This is a genomic window from Prolixibacter bellariivorans ATCC BAA-1284, from assembly GCF_000621705.1.
GTDB classification, from domain to species: Bacteria; Bacteroidota; Bacteroidia; order Bacteroidales; family Prolixibacteraceae; genus Prolixibacter; species Prolixibacter bellariivorans.
Window position 1 is genome coordinate 17,656 of record NZ_JHXO01000008.1, and the last position, 18,407, is coordinate 36,062.

15 protein-coding genes are annotated in these 18,407 nt (G+C 45.0%); all 15 read left to right on the top strand.

Annotation, left to right across the window (positions count from 1 at the left end; all coding sequences use genetic code 11):
- Positions 1 to 12: 12 nt before the first annotated feature.
- Entirely contained in the window at positions 13 to 237 is a 225-nt protein-coding gene (locus T426_RS0109985) for a hypothetical protein (protein WP_025865978.1), read from the top strand.
- 38 nt (positions 238 to 275) lie between these two features.
- Complete coding sequence (locus tag T426_RS0109990) at positions 276 to 1,001, top strand: energy transducer TonB (RefSeq protein WP_025865977.1); 726 nt, start codon at positions 276 to 278, stop codon at positions 999 to 1,001.
- A 1,343-nt stretch (positions 1,002 to 2,344) separates the two neighbouring features.
- Positions 2,345 to 2,710: an RDD family protein gene (locus tag T426_RS0109995; RefSeq protein WP_025865976.1), complete on the top strand. Its 366-nt coding sequence runs from the start codon at positions 2,345 to 2,347 to the stop codon at positions 2,708 to 2,710.
- A 40-nt stretch (positions 2,711 to 2,750) separates the two neighbouring features.
- A complete protein-coding gene (locus T426_RS0110000; protein ID WP_025865975.1) occupies positions 2,751 to 2,987 on the top strand; it encodes a hypothetical protein in 237 nt (78 codons plus the stop codon).
- Positions 2,988 to 3,341: 354 nt separating this feature from the next.
- Positions 3,342 to 3,716: a DUF423 domain-containing protein gene (locus tag T426_RS0110005; RefSeq protein WP_025865974.1), complete on the top strand. Its 375-nt coding sequence runs from the start codon at positions 3,342 to 3,344 to the stop codon at positions 3,714 to 3,716.
- 273 nt (positions 3,717 to 3,989) lie between these two features.
- Entirely contained in the window at positions 3,990 to 4,517 is a 528-nt protein-coding gene (locus tag T426_RS0110010; RefSeq protein ID WP_025865973.1) for an outer membrane protein, read from the top strand.
- Between the two features lie 211 nt (positions 4,518 to 4,728).
- Positions 4,729 to 5,301: a cysteine hydrolase family protein gene (locus tag T426_RS0110020; RefSeq protein ID WP_025865972.1), complete on the top strand. Its 573-nt coding sequence runs from the start codon at positions 4,729 to 4,731 to the stop codon at positions 5,299 to 5,301.
- A gap of 188 nt (positions 5,302 to 5,489) precedes the next feature.
- On the top strand, positions 5,490 to 6,944 hold the full coding sequence (locus tag T426_RS0110025) for a hypothetical protein (protein ID WP_025865971.1): 1,455 nt from the start codon (positions 5,490 to 5,492) through the stop codon (positions 6,942 to 6,944).
- Between the two features lie 75 nt (positions 6,945 to 7,019).
- On the top strand, positions 7,020 to 8,246 hold the full coding sequence (locus tag T426_RS23335) for a metallophosphoesterase (protein ID WP_025865970.1): 1,227 nt from the start codon (positions 7,020 to 7,022) through the stop codon (positions 8,244 to 8,246).
- Between the two features lie 30 nt (positions 8,247 to 8,276).
- The gene (locus tag T426_RS0110035; protein ID WP_027585625.1) at positions 8,277 to 12,509 is read left to right on the top strand and encodes an NACHT domain-containing protein; all 4,233 of its coding nucleotides are present in this window, start codon (positions 8,277 to 8,279) and stop codon (positions 12,507 to 12,509) included.
- Between the two features lie 42 nt (positions 12,510 to 12,551).
- Positions 12,552 to 13,424 (top strand): glycerophosphodiester phosphodiesterase, encoded by an 873-nt coding sequence (locus tag T426_RS0110040; RefSeq protein ID WP_027585626.1) that lies wholly within the window; start codon positions 12,552 to 12,554, stop codon positions 13,422 to 13,424.
- Positions 13,425 to 13,567: 143 nt separating this feature from the next.
- Positions 13,568 to 13,960, top strand: coding sequence for a hypothetical protein (locus tag T426_RS0110045; protein ID WP_027585627.1), 393 nt, complete (start codon positions 13,568 to 13,570; stop codon positions 13,958 to 13,960).
- 202 nt (positions 13,961 to 14,162) lie between these two features.
- Positions 14,163 to 14,288, top strand: a complete 126-nt coding sequence (locus T426_RS26185) for a hypothetical protein (protein WP_262502916.1) — start codon at positions 14,163 to 14,165, stop codon at positions 14,286 to 14,288.
- Between the two features lie 116 nt (positions 14,289 to 14,404).
- The gene (locus T426_RS0110055) at positions 14,405 to 16,462 is read left to right on the top strand and encodes a DUF3857 domain-containing protein (protein ID WP_027585628.1); all 2,058 of its coding nucleotides are present in this window, start codon (positions 14,405 to 14,407) and stop codon (positions 16,460 to 16,462) included.
- Entirely contained in the window at positions 16,462 to 18,372 is a 1,911-nt protein-coding gene (locus T426_RS0110060; protein WP_027585629.1) for a DUF3857 domain-containing protein, read from the top strand. Before T426_RS0110055 ends, T426_RS0110060 begins: the two co-directional genes overlap by 1 nt.
- The last annotated feature ends 35 nt before the right edge of the window (positions 18,373 to 18,407 follow it).

The following is an 18,407-nucleotide window of genomic DNA, read 5'->3' on the forward strand; positions in this document are numbered from 1 at the left end:
AAAACTAACGCCATGACAAAAAGTAAATTTTTTGACCTCATTATTGTCGCAGTGACTATTTTCTTCCTGTCGGTCATCTTCACGGTGATTGACCTCTCCCCTTTCCAACACAACATGAACGCGTACGATGTGGGTTACCAACTGGGGCAATCCACCCACGTGATGTTGACATACATGCTAAAGCTCACCGGATTGCTGGGGCTGGTGTACGTGGTATTCCGGCTGAAGAGCAAATAAGCCAGCCACCTTTTCGACCAATTAACCTATCCAATGGTATGATAAAACATATGATGCTTGGGCTCTCCCTCCTGCTATCGGTTCAGGCGGGAGCACAGACCGGTCATTCAGCAGAGTCGGCCGGTTCGCTGCCAAACCTCAATGAGCGTTTTGCCGGCGGAGAAGATCAGCTGCGGCTGTTTCTGGGCAAAACAGCAGTATATCCTGCCGAAGCAGTGGTCAGGGGCCGCATGGGCCTCTCGATTGCCGCCGTTACCGTTACTCCCAATGGCCGGATAGCCGCCATCACCATCATCAACTCGCTGGGCGCTCCCATCGACCGGGAAGTCATCAGGGTACTGAAAGAGACCGATGGCCGCTGGAACAAGATACAGCCAACCAATGACACGGAGACCTTTTACATCCAGCTACGTTTTCAGCTGGCCCATCACCGATTCTCCTCACCCGACATCAGCGGCCCCAACATTATGGCGCCATTGAATATCACAGCGTCGGGACCGCCCATCACGTCGACCAGTCACATCCTTTCCGACGACAAACTGTCGCATCGCGTGCAAGATGCCATGAATGGGGCGGACTACGCCCTGGCTCTGCAACTGCTGGATGAAATCATCCGGCGTAACCCGTACGACTTGGATGCATACCCGATGCGGATTACCTGCAGTCAGCACCTTTACCAGCGCGACCAGGCCACAAAAGATGCACGAAAATTGAAAACATTCATGAACGAGGAACCATTGGCAGCGTTCGCCACCGAAGAGTAAGCGCAATAATATGTGAAGGTTACAAAAACGGGGAATTTTATTCCTCCCGGCGCGGAAAATTTTGCAGTTTTTAGCGGGAAAATGTGAAACCCAGCTCTCTTTGTGCCGTAAGCCCAGTAAGGAAAGTTACTAGACAGATGACTTTCTCCTGCCCTGGAGAATGAATTTCATCAAAGACATAAAAAAAAGTGAAATTTGGTGTAATGAAATGGTATGACATGCTACTTATTCACCAGTTTGACTATTGGTAGATTCAGGGTTTGATTCCCAAGCCTGAATATGATACCAACAACTTCTCAAAAAAAAAGCCCCACCGCCATGGGGCTTTTCCTTTTATTTATCAACTATATAGCATGAAATAAGGGCTTCATATCTTTCGTTGAAACCCTACTCACCCCTACCCCCTCTCTAAAATTAGGCAGGGGAATTTGGACGCAGGACAAATGGGGTGAGTATTTCAATCAGTAACAGCAGATCAACAACAGTTTATACCACAAAGTCAAACATTCGAAAGGCTTACATGCACTTCGCCTGACGGCCCGCGATGTTCATTGGGGTTGGGGGCACAACAATTAGGGGCGGTTAGCGCATATTCTTTTGCGGGCTTTGTGAGCTTAGCGTGGAGTCCTTTTACCACAAAGGACCAAAGATGTCCTTCATCGCCCCTTACCAATAGTAATGCCAGGAACAACAACCTGCAACTATCCATGTGCGGCGCAACAACGGTATTTCTTTTATGATGGCCGGAATGTGCGCCTCTGTTTTGTCGCTTGTAAAGCTAACCCAGGGTAGCGTCATCCCGGTTTCACCGGAATTCCTTGCCCCGGGCTATGGGCTTTCAGGCCTTCAGCCTGATGAACACCAAAAACAACTAAGAATGTGTAGTTAAAAGAATTTTCTTGTTTCGTTTAACGTTTAAAATCAGCAGTACCCAAAGCCCTCTCTATGTTAGAGAGGGTTCGGTGAGTAAATAAACCGGTACACAGAATAGTGGTCTTCAGTCAGCTTATAACTTTTCCAACCACAGAAACAACAGGAACAATAGTAACCGAATGGCGTAACCTGAAACTCTTCAATCATCGATTGTTTTAGTCACGTAAAACAAAAAAATATCAACAACCTAAAAAAGCTAAAATCTTCCGTGAACGGTCAGTTTTATGTGGTGAATGATTGAATCTGTGGGATGAACGGAAAAATATACCGATTGGAATAGTGCCAAAAACAGCGAATACCGAACAATAAATTGCGTGATTTTTTGGGACATTTAACAATATGTAATATTTTAGAGCCAATTTAAGGATTATAGTTACTGAGGAATAATTATATAGATATAGAACTGAACGATGACCGGGAAAACATTACGATTGGTGAATTTTTTGTTGGATACCATTATCTACCTCATTCTGGTGGTAGTATTCATTCTCCTATTCAAAAACAGCATACCAAAGGAAGATGTAAAATGGATATCTGTTGTTGCCTACTTCCTTTACTACTTCCTCTTTGAGCTGGTGGCCGGACGTACTCCGGCAAAATTCATCACCCGATCAAAAGTATCATCGTTAGCGGAAACCACAAACAAATTCTTTTATCTGCTGCAGATTTTAGGACGTACGGTCATGCGGTTTATTCCCATTGATATACTATCCTACCTGTTTTCGTTCAGAGGATTGCATGATTATATTTCCAAAACGACGATAACCAAATTATAGGTTTCGTCGTCTCTCATAACTTAATTCAATTAATACGATTATGAAAAGAAAAATCATGAATGTAATTGGGATGCTGGTCATTGCCGCAACCCTGTCGAGTTGTGCGACTGTTTTTGGCGGCGCTGTATCTGAGTGTCAAAGAACGAAACCGGCACCGGGAGCACCTGCAAGACCCGTAAGAGCAGGCGCTTTAATTGCCGATGTATTGTTATTTTGGCCAGGTGCCATTGTCGACTTCGCAACCGGCGCTATTTATAAGCCGTGCGACAAAAAATAAGTGATTCAGACCAGGCGCAGGTTAATGGCCTGCCCTGGCTTTTAGAGCCCCTGCTATCAAATTCCCGCATACACGAAACTATCTCGCGTGTATTTTCCTCCACCTCCCACATCTGATAATTGCCCTGGAAAAATGTCTCTGTTATTCTGGATTTCAGGTTACAGGTCAAGTGAAAGGTTTCTGTTGTTCGAAAGCTTTGGGGGTTAAAAAGAAGACTCCAAACGTTAGACACCAGACTTTTGCCTTCTTACTTTAACCTTTATTCTTGGATTTTCAGTTTTCGTAACCCCTGCGTTTAACAATTCCCTTCTCATGTTGTTATGGTTTCCGGATATTGACGAAAAAGAAAACAGCATGAGTAAATCCATTTTAATGACCGGCGCGGCGCTAATGGCACTGGCGGTTATACTGGGAGCTTTTGGCGCCCACGCCCTGAAAACCCGGTTGACGACCGACATGATGCAGGTGTACCACACGGGAGTACAGTACCAGTTTTATCACGCCCTGGGACTGCTGATTATTGGCGTGCTTTCCATTCATTATCCTTCGGGAACGCTCAACTGGTCGGCCATCTTCATGACCGTGGGCATTGTGCTATTCTCGGGTAGCTTGTACCTGCTGTCCATTACCGGCATCAAATGGTTGGGAGCTATTACCCCGTTGGGAGGAACCAGTTTCATCATTGGCTGGGTGTTATTGTTTTTTGCTGTTTGGAAGAAAATGGGGTGACAATGGACAATAAGCCGTGAACAGTGAGAAATGAACAATTAAAATACCAGGGATAAGGGGTAAGGTATAGGGAATAAGGGTATACAGCAGCGAAATGAATTTTCTTTTTCAAGAAAACTATTTCACATCACTTTAGGATATATTCAAGAAAAAATTTCATTTTCTCTTGATTTCGATTAACAATAAGATAAAATTTCTTTCGTTATGATTAGTGTATTTGCCTAACCAGGACACAAATAACTATAATGTTTCATATTAATTCAACGAAAGAAAATGAAAAGATCAGCATTCCTCATCCTTGCTATTATTTTACCTCTTTTGGGCTTTTCCCAATCGTTCGATACTTCTCATCTTCGTGTAGGCGGTGGTTTGGTATACGGAACAGACATCGATAATGTTGGTATTGACATCAATGGAGTCTATCAGTTCGACGAACAATGGGAAGGCGGAATTGCATTTACCCACTTTTTTGAAAAAAATTATGCCAACTGGAATGTTCTCGACTTTGACGGACATTACATTTTTTACAGCGACAACAGCGGTTTGAACATTTACGGTATGGCCGGTTTATCATTTACATCTACCAAGATTGACATTCCGGGAATAACTTACACCGATCCCAATTTCGGAACCATCACCACTTCGGGAGTAACAGCTTCCGACAGCAACGTAGGTCTGAACATCGGTGCCGGTGTGAATTATGCCCTCACCGACCAGCTAAACCTCGCTCCGGAGCTGAAAGTAACCATCGCAAACGGCAGTTATGTCAGAATGTGCGTCAACCTTCAGTACCGTTTTTAAAACAAAAGATATTTCGCATAGATGTCCTTTGGGTTAATATAAAAGGGAACCATACCCAACAAAAGCAACAGGGTGCAGCCAATAAATGCTGCATCCTGTTTGCTATCAATGCTTTTCCACCGACGTAACACTTTAATTGCCGGCATTCCCCTTTCGTTCTGTTCTTTTTATACGTATTTTTATCAAACAAACCCTGTTAACTCCTTGTACCATGCCCAACGATCAATTCTCTCACACCGCCTCCAAGTCCCGCGAAGCTTTACTGGTGATTGATATGCAGGAGGGCTTTTTTGCCCATCCCGGTGAACCGGTTTACCGTTCAACTGAATTGGTGGACAATGTCAATGCATTGATTGGTGAGTTCAGGAAGCGAAATTGTCCGGTCATTTTCATCCGGCATACCGAAGAAGCCGGGGAAGAACTGCAGGAAGGCAGCAAAGCCTGGAAAGTTTACCGCAAGCTGAAACAGAAACGCGACGATTATTACCTGGACAAGGAAACGCCAGATTCGTTTTACCGGACGACGCTGGCTTCCATTCTGCAGGAAAACAAAATCGACACCCTGTACATCGCCGGCTTACAAACCGATTACTGCATCGATACCACCTGCCGCAGTGCGTTTGCCAAAAACTACCACACCATTCTGGTGCAGGATGCCCACAGCACCTACGACAATGCCTTTATGAAAGCTGCAGAAATCATTGAATACCATCACAAAATCATTGGTCGATGGTTTGCCGCATTACAAAGTACAAGCGAAGTGGTAGCACTTCTATCCCAATAGTCTATTTTGCATAAAAACGGAGAATCTCATTTTCTGTTCCTTTTTATTCCGCTCAGCCAGTGGTTCCCGCCTCGTATTTAGATCCATTTTACTTGTGGTAATCAATTTACTTCCCGAACTTTAAGCTTATCATAAGCTAAACAAACATTAAGTATACCTAACCTAAGTTATCAGATTACCCGTAAACTATGGAAACACCCCATACGAAGCCTGTCAATCATACGCAGAAGGTTAAATCGTTGCAGGAATTCCGATCGCTACACGCAACCACCTTTTTGTGTGGACAATTCATTACCGGGAAAAGTACCCGCTACATAATTTCAAAACTCACTTCCTGTTTGGATGAATATACGAACGACTTGCGTAGTTCGTCCGATACTCCGGCGCAATTCCAACCTTTGACCTATTCCCCGAATGAACGGGAAGAAATTTCGGGCATTTTTCACAGTCGTTTCTTCAACTCCATGCATCCCGACTCCTATCATCAACATAAGGCATTTTACAAGGATGTTAAATCATATACCATTTCTTTCGAAAAAGAGGTTCATCTTGCCTATAAAGATGAAGCAATCAGCGTACTCTTTGACCGGTTGGATTTATTCTTTTTCCCAAAAGGATTGCTTTTGTATTCGTTCCGGATGCGGCAAAATGGTTTAACCTACGATGCCATCACCTACTGCAATGCCACCTTCCGGGCCATTACCCGTTATGTGAATACCCGTCAGGAAACCGAAAAATTGAACGTTGGAGAAGATTTCCTCTCCCTGTTTCAACCGTTAATTTGCATACACAACGTCTGCTTGAGCAACAATTCGCCGCAAACAATTCCAGCCGGTGACTATTCCGTATCGACCGTAAAAAGGTACCAGGAACTGTTGAAGAATGGCAACAAACTGAAATGTTTTGTCGTGGCGGAAGAAGATCCCGCACAGGAATATCCGGCGGGCTATACCAGGGAAAACCTGTTGTTTGATATGGCCACCAATTGTCCAATTGGAGCCAGCATCGACCCGGAAAATCCGTTTCATCCCTCTCCTGATTATTACCGTCAGCTGGTTGACAACAATAAAATCAACTACTTCTGGAACTGGCAGGGACTTGCCCTGTTCGATTCGTTTGTTGTGGTTCTCGACCGCCCCCAATACTATCAGCTCGAAGCCTGGCACAATGAATACTTTCGGTTCATCTACATTCACAGTCTGTTCGTAAAAAACTACCTGAGCGAAATCAACAAAGCCTTCCGCAAGGCCCGACCTTCGATTCATCTGGCCGACGAATTCCAGGCCTTCGACAAGATTTTTAACCTGCACCACATCTCCCATAATTTTCTGCCTCAGGCGATTTACGAGAAAATACGAATTGGCCTGGAGATCGACTCCGAATTGGAACAGCTGCATGTCAGCCTCGAAAGGGAATCGGCCAAGCAGGAAAAACAGCGGGAACAGCGAATGAATCTGATACTCGCCTTTGTGGCGTTACTAGCCATCTTTTCGTCTATCAAGGACGGAGCCGACTGGTTCATTGCCCTGGGCTGGCTGCCAAACGAGGGGAGCGCCTATAACCTCTTCACATTGATAGAACTCGTACTCGTCGTAGTTATTCCCGTCGGGCTCTACATCCGGCACAAAAAATTGAGCAAATAAATCACGCCATATTTATCTTCCTGCAAAAGGAAATCACATAACCAAAGCCTGTTAACCGATTTAAAGCGTAACCGTGTGAAAAAACTGAAATCAACCATTGGGCTCGTCCTCTTCATCGGGGTCTTGCTGAGCTCCGACCTTTCAGTGATGTTTGTCCTGAAAGAATACCATCTTCCGTCCAACTGGATTTTACTACTTCCGGTTTTCTTTTTTGTGATGTGGACACTGGTCCTGAATTTCCGGAACTATTTCCTGAAACCCGAACGATTCAAACTCGTCATGCGCCTGATTGGGCTAAGCTTGTTGTACTACATTCCCAAATTGCTGTTCCTGCTTTTCTTTCTGATTTCACAGGCTGGCGCTCTTTTAAGCCGATTATTTTCGTCTTATAACATTGCCGTTCTTTTCGAAGGATTTGCCACAACATTCCTGGTTGTTGGGTTGATTGCCGCAACGGTTACCGCCCTTGCCATTCTCCATGGCATCATTTGGGGCCGGTTTCTCTTCCAAACCGAAAAAAAGAACATACAAATCGACAACCTGCCCGCAGAATTCGAAGGACTTACGCTGCTCCACCTGTCCGATTTTCACATTGGCTGTTTTCAGGGACACCTGAAACAACTGCAGAAAGGCATCCGGAAATGCATGGACCTGAATCCGGATGTAATTCTCTTCACAGGCGATTTAACCACCGTTTATGCCGATGAAATCAAACCCTTTCTCCCGACATTAAAAGAACTGAAAGCGCCCTGCGGCTTATTTTCGGTACTGGGAAATCACAGTTACGGCGGACACGACTATTTCAAATGGAACGAGATTGGTTCGCCCGAAGAAAACCTGGAAAAGATATGCCAGTTTCATCAGGAGATTGGTTTTACCTTGCTAAAAAACCAGGCGCATGTCATTGAGCGGAACGGACAAAAACTGGCCATCATTGGGATTGAAAACTGGGGCCTCCCTCCCTTTCCGCAGGCAGGCGATTTGGACAAAGCCATGGAAAATGTCCACGATATTTCGACGAAGATTCTGCTTTCGCACGATCCCAGTTTCTGGGAACAGAAAGTGATGAACGATTATAACATTCCGCTAACCTTGTCGGGACATACCCACGCCATGCAGCTGGGAGTAAAAGCCGGCAATTTCGCCTGGAGTCCGTCGCGAATGAAATACCGTTTCTGGAGCGGACTGTACGAGGCGAACGAAAAATACCTATACGTTAACCGTGGCTTTGGGCACGTCCTCTTCCCGGCCCGAATCGGGATGTTTCCCGAAATCACGTTCATCAAACTCACGTCTGCATAACCTTGCACCAAACCAAACACATCAATAGCCATGAATGACCGATTTTTATATGCCTATAACGACGAGGAGCTGGACCAGATAGAAGACAATTTGGATGTGGTCTATAGTGACTTCCCTTTTTCCATCGCTTACCCCATCAACCAATACGAGATATTTTTGGAAGAGGAAGACTATTTTTATGCTTTTAGTCGGTTCTTCGATGTTTTCGAAATTTCCGTCCAGTACACCTCCAGTCTGTTAATTACGCTGTTACAAAAGAACCAGGTTCCGGTTGATGATCAGCTACGGAAAATTATCTCTTCGATTGTCGAAAAACCGCTGTCATTTGGCGATTGGGTAAGCGATATCTTTTTGGTTTTGCTAAAAAAAGGAAATGAATTTCTTCCCGAAAACGAATTGATTCGCTCGCTTTCCGAAGCTATGTTCAATCGAAAAGGAAACATCCTGACGGGCTGGCCCGGTCGTAAAGGCGAAGAGTTCAAAAGTATTGTCTATTTCCGGAATAGCTACTTTGGTCACGATACCACCCTGTCGAAAAATATCTACCGTGAGCTACTTGAGAAAATTGAGCCCAGAATGTTTCAGTTTATTAAGGCATTGTACCCCATTTCGGCCTATACGCCTTTTACTGTTACAGAAGTCATAGACGAAGAAAACGACCAGAAGGCATACTCAGTTCTCCTTCTCTCCGGCTCCAGTGCTCATACCGGCAGGCCGATTCGCATTGCCGCGGACAATGCGTTACAGGAAAAATTGTACTATGTCGTTCAAAAGAAAATCCGGCGCCGCGATCTGCTCAACAAGGAAGACATTATCAACATCTCTCCTTTTGTCGTTTACCTTCCCTGCAACGAAGAAAAGCAGGAAGAAAAGTATTCGTATCTCTTCCAAACCATTCATGCCAAAAACCTGCGAAGGCTCAAGTACATATCATCGCATGAAAATGCAGCAAGCAAGGAAACCGAGCTTTTTAAAGATCAGTTTGCCTTTGTCATCAACCAATTGCTCAACAGCGCGCTAATCGGTTCCAATTACAAGATATCGGTACGTCGCCACAAATCGTTGGAAGAAATGCTGGAACGGGGCAATAATGCCACCAAAAATTTCCTGGGGGAAATGAAACGCGACAAGTACGATCCCAATCTGTTTACGCCCCGGAAATACCTTGACGAAGCCTTTGCCCTATTTCTGGCGAATCCAGCCAATGGTTTTGTATTGCTGGGCAACGCCGGAAGCGGGAAAACCAACCAAATTTGTCATTGGGCCGACCGTCTCATTGCCGACAAACAACTGGTCGTTACGCTCAACAGCAAGTTGTTTTCACAAACGACCCTCGAAGGTCATTTTCAGAACATCTTCGACGAAGGAAAAAAGGATTTGCTGACCATTCTCACCGATTTACACGAAGAAGCAGAAAAAGGTGGCAAAATGGTGTTCTTCCTTTTCGATGCCATTAACGAATGTCTGCAGTATGGTCCGGATGGAACGGCCGGTAAAGGAGCCGTCGAACTGTTATGCGCTATCGATCATTTTCTGGTCAGGCACAATTTTCCGCTTTTCAAGGTCGTCATCAGCTGCCGGACCTATACCTGGGAAGAAGTGATTCATCTCGAAACCGGCATCATGAAACACCAGCATTGGTTTACCTCAGCCGGTGTGCAACACGACGGAGCTCCGTCGCATTTGTCGGTGAAAGGCTTTACAGAAGACGAACTGCGGGAAACCTATCCCAAATACCAGCAAAAATTCAGATTGAAAACTCACACAGAAGAATTGTTCACCCCGAATTACGCTATCATACGCACCCGACTGAGTGATCCGCTGGTGTTAAAAATGGCCGGCTCTATTTTCCGCGATAATTACCTGCCTCAAGATATCCGGCAATTCCATTCCATTGCCCTGTTTGAAGATTTTCTCCGTGAAAACGGATTGGACGAAAGCCGCGGAAACGAAAAGTTGTCACACCTGCTGAACATGATTACCCGGGAGCTGTGGCACCAACGAACCGATGGAATCCGGTTCCAAAATCTTTACCAGGCTTACGAAGATGAGCACAATTCGTTCTATTCACTAAGCCATCTCCTGTTTACCGACGACGCTTTCAATTATTCCGACTCCTTCAAAAGCCTGTTGGACAAAGGCATTCTACGCGTGGAGAAGCGACACTCCATCAAAGAGTTGCGCTTTGTTTACGAACGTTACCAGGAATATCTTTTCTCGAAGTTGTTCCGCGACGAAGAAAACGATAAACTGCCCCAACCGAATCTGCCTATTCCGGCGGAAGCGTATAAACGGGAACTCTCGACGGGCAAAAATTATGCGGTTGTCCGGAATGCTTTGCGTACAGCACTTATCTCCGATTACATCGACAAAGAGTACGATCCGCACACCATCATACAACTGGCTTGTGACCAACAATACGAGGTCCGCCAGCTTATTATCGACGCGCTGGCCGTTCTCCTTTCGGAAGATTATCCCAGCGTATGCCGTCTGGTAGAACAAATGCTGCAGTACCGCCGCGACCAAATTGCACCCTCGGCCGAAAAACTGGAAGACATCGAGCTGAAACTGGAAGAAAGCCACAAACACAAGAAGGAATATACGCCGGAAGAAATCAATCAGCTGAAAGAGTCGTTCAACAAGCTGACGGATGAAATGGCGCCAATTATACGCATCCGGCGGGTTGCCACGCACACCATCTACGAAATATTCAAATCGAATATTTACGCCCGTGGCCTGTACGACGAAAAACATCATCCGTTCCGCTATCTGCAAAAAGCCATGTCGGATCCCATCGCCCAGGTACGCGACAATGTGAGTCTGTACATCTACTACATCTCTAAATTTGATACCCAAATTGGTTTGCAAATCCTGGAACACCTCTCCAACCGGATTTTGAACACCAACATGCTTTCGCTGATTAAGACAGGCAACCGTCGCGAACTACAGCAGAGCTATTTTGAACCGGCGAGCCGCATCGGGATGCTCATGGTGGTCGAAGCCCTGGTACAGAAACAGGATTACGACCTGTCGAAGCGTATTGTCGAAACCTGGAAGCAAATTCTCCGGAAATACACACTGAACCATACGCTGATTAAGCTGGTCATGCCCTTCTTCAAGTTTTTCCTTCGCCGGCAAGTAACCGTGCAGGTTGCATACGTGAACAACGGGCTCGAGTACCAACATTTCTGGAATACGATTCCCGCCAACAGCGAAAACGGAGAATGGTCGCGTGATAAATTTCGCCGGTTCGTACCATACCTTCTTTCTGAGCAATCCGGCTTCGATGCCTTGCAGGAAGACTTAGTTCAGGCCGTTTCTTCGGGCGATGCCTTCAGCTACTTCCTGATGGAACGGGTGATGATTGTGCAGGGGTTCAAAGACTGGAACCTGATTCGGTCCGTTGTGCTACATGTGGTGAACCTGCCGGAAGACCATCTTTTTGTTGATTATATTCAAATGTCGATGCTCTATGTGCTGTTTCATATTCTGGAAAAATCGGAAACGGCAAACGAGGAAGCATTTGAACTATTTTCCGGCTTGACCGAACGCTGGACCGTTCGCTGCATTGGACTTTTTCACGCGCACTATAACGAAAAGGCCAATAAAAATTTACCCTACAAGCAATATACACTGAACTGGTACGGTGCGGCCTACTGTTCCATCTACGGTGACGGCGAAACCCGTCCGGGAGACGACCGCCCCATGCCCGTATTCTACCGGTTAATCGAAACTTCGTTCCACACCCGCAACAAAGAGTTGCTGTATTATTGCATCGAAAATATTGCGGTTCTTGTTTCCGATTTCGGAAGATACAAAAGTGCCTTGCCTTTGTTTGGTTACATTCTGGAACTGTTCGGGCACGAATCAACCATTTATGAATTCGACCAGATAAAACTGGAGCGCGAAGGTTACGATTCTGATTTGCGAAGTTTCCTCTGCAAAATTCTGGGAACCATCAAAAGCTATTATCCCAAGGAAGTGGAATTTTATATCAACAACACCCTGGTCAATTCTTCGTTCCCAAACATCGATAAATTCAGAGAGGAACTGCTTAGTTACAATCAGTCGCACGAAACCATCGGCGACCTGCTGACCCATAAATTCGGCAATTTTGTGGTGTGGGCACTCTTGTACGATAAGAATATAAGTGCTTATTTTACACGCGTTATGAACATCGGAGCCGATGTAGATGATTACTTTTCGTGGTTCGATGGGGTGACCCGGCTAAGTTTCAGGGAGCTCTTCGATGTGAAATTTTAAAACACGACCCGTTACAGGTCGGAAAAAGGAATTCAGTATTTAGTGAAAATCAACGTAAAAACCATATTTGTATCGGCAGGCTTGATAGTGCTGTCCGGTATTCTTTTGGCAGGAATCCATTATATGCTTCTTTCAAATTATTCACGGAAAATTACGAACGACCAGTTCACGGTTATTGGGCATCGCGGAGACGGAGGTTCGGCACCGGAAAATACGCTCGCAGCCATTGAAAAGGGAATTCAGGCAGGTGCCAACATGCTAGAAATCGATGTACACGAAACCCGCGACGGCGTGGTATGCGTGATGCACGATGAACGGGTGAACCGCACCACCAACGGACAAGGCAAGATTAAAGATTTAACCTGGGATGAAATCAGGCAGCTGGATGCCGGTAGTTGGTTCAATGCAAAATACAGAGGAGAGCAGGTGCCGTCGCTCGAACAGGTGATCGAACACATCGACGGCCGGGCACAACTACTCATCGAAATCAAAAAAGGAACACCCTACTATCCTCAAATCGAAGAAAAGGTGGTCAGCCTCATTCGGAAACACCAGGCCGAAAGCTGGTGTGTTGTGCAAAGTTTTCACATGGATATTTTGCAGCATATTCATCAGCTCGATCCCAACATTCGGTTACAGAAACTGGCCTTTTTCGCCATCCCGGCATTGGGATTCAGCTTCGATCTCTCCTTTCATTCCTTTCATCCGGAACAGGAATCATTTATCGAAAGCTATAACCTCAATTATCTCTTTGTCACGAAAAAGCTGATTCGCCAGCTACATCAGGAGGGAAAAAAGATCAATGTATGGACAGCCGACTCGCCGGGAGTTATCCGGAAGATGGTCAATATGGGAGTCGACGGTGTCATTACCAACCATCCGGAACTAGCGAATACGCTAAAAAACAAGCAATAAGAAAAACACACTTCGATAAAAACAAAATCCAATAGTTAGTAAAGAGATCGCCACCGGTTTGTTACAAACTTAACAACAGCTACTTTTGTCAATCTCATTCAGGATAAGTACATTTAATACGACAAACCAAAAAATCCTGACCAATGAGAACTGCCATCATTTTTATTTCAGGGATAACTGGAGGAATTCTGTTAATTTTCCGGGCCATCGGCATTGTAGCCGAATTTAGCATCAACAATTTTCTGCTGTATGCAAGTCTGGCCTTGCTCCTGTTGATTTGTATACCCACCTATTTGTACGATAAACATTTGCGCAATGAGGAAATCAAAAAAATCATCGCCTCTTACAAAGGCAAGAAGAAAGAACCGCTGCAAATAAAGAAAGAAACCCCGACCATTCAGGGGGAAGTCGAAGAATGGGGCATCAACAATCCTCCGTTCCGCGACCATCACTCCGGATTAACCTGGGGAGGCGGCAACATTCATGCAGCCAACGCCTCAAGGGGAACCCGTAGAACGTTTTTGAAAAGAAGGTGATAGTCAATTAGTAGTGAAAAATGAACAATTAGAAATTCAAGCAAACACAATAAAACAACGTCGATATATCTTATTAACAAACTAGCAGGTATTGGTAAGCCTAACTGCCCAATAACATGCCATTAACCATTTGCTACCATATGATAAGATTCTATATTTAAGCATACCAACAAATCTGAACTAATCTGCGAATCCTTTTAACATGAAACCGAACACTTTATCAAACGACCAATCCCTGCAGCCTTTTACCTTCCTTGTTTTACCTGAAATGGCAAATGATTTATTTTTGCCGGAGCATTTATTTTTTAAGGATATAAAAACCGGATAGTATCCTGATATTATTGCCTTTCAACTTACCTGACGCATATCTCGTTGAGATACATCATGGGTAATTTGTTTATGCCGGATAAATCACAGGAATCCTCTAACTAATAAACAAGAATAATGAAAACTTGCTGCCACCTATTGTTTGTGCTTTTCCTACTCCTAACGGTCACCCAACAGGTAAATGCACAAAAAGAACCCAAAACAGGAAAAGTAGACATTGAAAACCTCAAAGCCACACGCTGCCCAATCGACTCGAATGCACATGCGTATTTTATTTTCGACTATGGTAAAGCCGACTTCGAATACATGGCGAAGAATGTCAGGTCGGATGACCCCGCTAGTAGCCGAACAGGCTTTCAGCTGCACATCAACCGGCATTTCCGCATCAAAGTCCTCGACAACGAAGGGTTTGATTATGCCAACGTCGAAATTCCGCTCTATCAGGGAAGACAAAACGAAGAGCTGTCGACATTGAAAGCTTATACCTACAATCTCGAAAATGGGAAGGTAGTAAAAGACAAGCTCAGTAACAGAGATGTCATGACAGAAGAAACCAGCGAACACTGGAATACCGTTAAGTTTGCCCTACCCAATGTAAAAGCAGGTTCCATCATCGAGGTAGATTATACCATTCGTACAACTCATTTTTTCAATCTTCGCACGTGGTATTTCCAACGGGATATTCCGACCCTTTACAGTGATTTCACAGCCATTGTTCCCGAATATTATTTCTATAACAAGACCCTACGGGGCTACTACCCGGTGAAATTTGAACAAGACCAGCGCCAGCAAAAAATGACCATCACCTATCACCAAAAAGCAGAAGGAGTCACACAAAAGGCGTATACAAGTACAGGGACATTCAACTATACCGAAAATATTTACCACTATACTGCTGACAGCATTCCGGCGTTTCCGAAAGAACGATTCTTACGAACGGAAGACAATTATATTTCAAGAATTGACTTTGAACTACAGTACCGAAAATTTCCGCAGTCTCCCATCGATTATTATACAACAACCTGGCAGGATGTAGACAAGGATTTAAATGACAATCAATATTTCGGAAAACAGCTGAACGGTTCCGGTAACATGCGGGATGCGGCAGACGAATTGAAGAAGAGTGGAGCTGAGGGCATGCAAATGATGAATCTGGCGATGGAATACATTAAGCATCATATTGCCTGGAATGGAACAAAAACCAAGTACGTCAACACCACCCTGAATAAAGCCTTCAAAGAAGGTTCAGGGAACTGTGCCGATGTCAACCTCAATCTTGTCAGGCTTTTACGCGAAGTAGGCTTCAAGAGTTATCCCGTCGTACTCAGTACGCAAGACAACGGAATCATCCATCCGTCGCACCCATCCATCAGCAGCTTCAACTACGTAGTTGCCATGGTTGAAAGTGCCGGTAGAGCCTACCTGATGGACGCCACCGATGCAGATGCAGAAATCAATTTGCTTCCCATCCGGTGTCTGAATGACAAGGGCAGAATTATTGGAGATGTTCCGGATAAATGGATTAATCTGATGAACTATCAGCCATTTTCCATGACATCCAGCATCCTGATGATGATGGACAGCACCGCTATGATAAAAGGGAAAGCTAATATGAACCTGAAAGGGTATGGAGCCTACGAGTTCCGCAAAGCCATTCGAAAATATGATTCGCCAACCGACTTTATCAAAGCTCAGGACGATAAAAACACGTTGCAGAATATTGATGGATTAAAAGTTAAGGGACTGGATACCCTTTATCACAACCTGAATCTTTCCTATAGCTTTACCGACAACCAACTGTCGGCCAACCGAGGCGATATGCTCTATTTCAATCCGGTTGTCCTGCCCTATTTTGAAGAGAATCCATTCAAACTCGACAAAAGACAATATCCGGTAGAGTTTGATCATCCTTATCACATTCAGCAGGTGCAGACATACAGAATCCCCACCAATTATCAGGTTCAGGAAACACCGAAATCTGTAAAAATGGTACTTCCGAATAATGAAGCGCAATTCGTTTTTCAGGTTCAGAATTTGGGGGGCAATTTAATTGTCAGCTCATCGCTGATTATCAACAAAAGCGTATTCCTGCCAAGTGAATACGAACAGCTTAAGAAGTTCTTTCAAATGATGATTGACAAGCAAAACGAACTGGTCGTCCTAAAACACATTTGATGAAAAAATCATTGCTCACTCTTCTCTGCACTTTTATTATTAGCATCCCGGCATTCGCTCAAAGCAGCCGGGATGCTGCTTCTATTCCCGATTCTCTCAAAAAACACGCAAATGCCGTCATTCGGGAATACCAGGTCACCTACAACCGGACCGGTGCAGGCAGTTACAGTCGAGAGGTTCATTTGGTAGCAACAATTCTGAACAGCAACGGGAGAAGCAAAGCGGACCTGCTGGTATCGTACGACCGAAATTCCAGTGTGGCTGAAATCAGCGGAGAGATATACGATGCGCAGGGAAAGCCACTGAAAAAAGTCCGGAACAAAGACATTCGGGACTATGCCTACAACGAAAGTTATACGCTGTTCGGTGACAACCGGGTGAAATACTTCAGACCGGCCTACAAGCTCTATCCCTACACCGTGGAGTATCACTACAAAGTCAACTACAACGATCTGGTCAGCTTTGGCAACTGGGCTCCGGTTCCGGGCTATAACACATCCGTAGAAGAGGCCGAAATGACTTTCACAACACCAACAAAATTCAATCTGCGTCATAAAGAATTGAACAACGATTTTGGCTTTACCCAAACAAACGAAAAGAATACGGAGGTATATCACTGGAAACTATCGGGAGTAAAAGCCATCGACAGAGAACGACTGGCGCCTGATTTTATGGATGTATTTCCCGTTGTGCTCCTTTCGCCCGATGAGATTTCATACGAAGGAACCACCGGTAACTTCTCTACCTGGAAAAGTTACGGTACCTGGACATATCACCTTATCCAGGATCGTACCCTACTGCCGGAAGAAACAATACTAAAACTGGTCCGACTGACCGATAGTTTGCCGGATAAGCGTGACAAAGTAAAAGCGGTTTACCAGTACATGCAGAGAAAAACGCGCTATGTCAACATCGCATTAGGTATTGGCGGCTTCCAGCCTATCAAGGCGGAAGATGTCGATGAAAAAGGTTACGGCGATTGCAAGGCGCTGAGTAACTACACCCGCTCGTTGTTAAAAGCCATTGGCATAAAAGCCTACTACACCGAAATCGGAAGCGGTGATAGCCGGCAAATCAAGTATCCCGATTTTCCGGGAGTCAGTCAAACCAATCATGTGATATTGTGTGTGCCATTGAAACAGGATACGGTATGGTTGGAATGCACCAGCCAACAAATTCCATTCGGGTACATCAGCACAAATAACTCGGAGCGCTATGCTCTTCTAATCACGCCAGAAGGCGGAAAACTGGTTCGTACACCGGAATATACTGAACGAGACAACCGACGGGACTCCCACATTCTTGTCAACCTGCAAAACAATGGGGCTGCTTCATTTCAGTTGAATTCCGTATTCAAAGACGGCGAGTTTGAAGACGTTTTTGGCGTCCTCCACCTTTCGGCGAAAGAGCAGAAAGATGCCCTAACCCGATGGTTGGAGGTTCCGGGACTCACGATTCAGCACTTTTCCATGCAGGATATTTCTGCTGACTCGGCCAAAGCGAATTTGACTATCGAAGGAGAAACCAGCCGCTATGCTATGCCAACCGGCAACCGGCTATTCGTATCCACTAACTTCTTAATCGGGAACAGCTTTCCGTCGCATCTCCGAACCGATCGTCAGTTGGATATTTATCAGCGTACAGGCTACACGTACCAGGATACATTGACAATCAATATTCCCAAAGAATTTAAGGTTGAATTCATGCCAACTGGAACCGAACTCACCTCTTCATTTGGCAATTACGAAATAAGCTACCAGCAAAATGGTGACAATACCATCGAAGTAACGCGGAAAGTGGTTATTCACCAGGGAAAATACAAAGCCAATGACGTCAAGTCTATCAACGATTTCCTTTCGGGAATTGCTTCGCAGGAGAGGCAGAAGGTGGTGTTGGTGAAGAAGACTTGAAACGGTATTTTCAATTCGTAAAAACCCCACAGCTT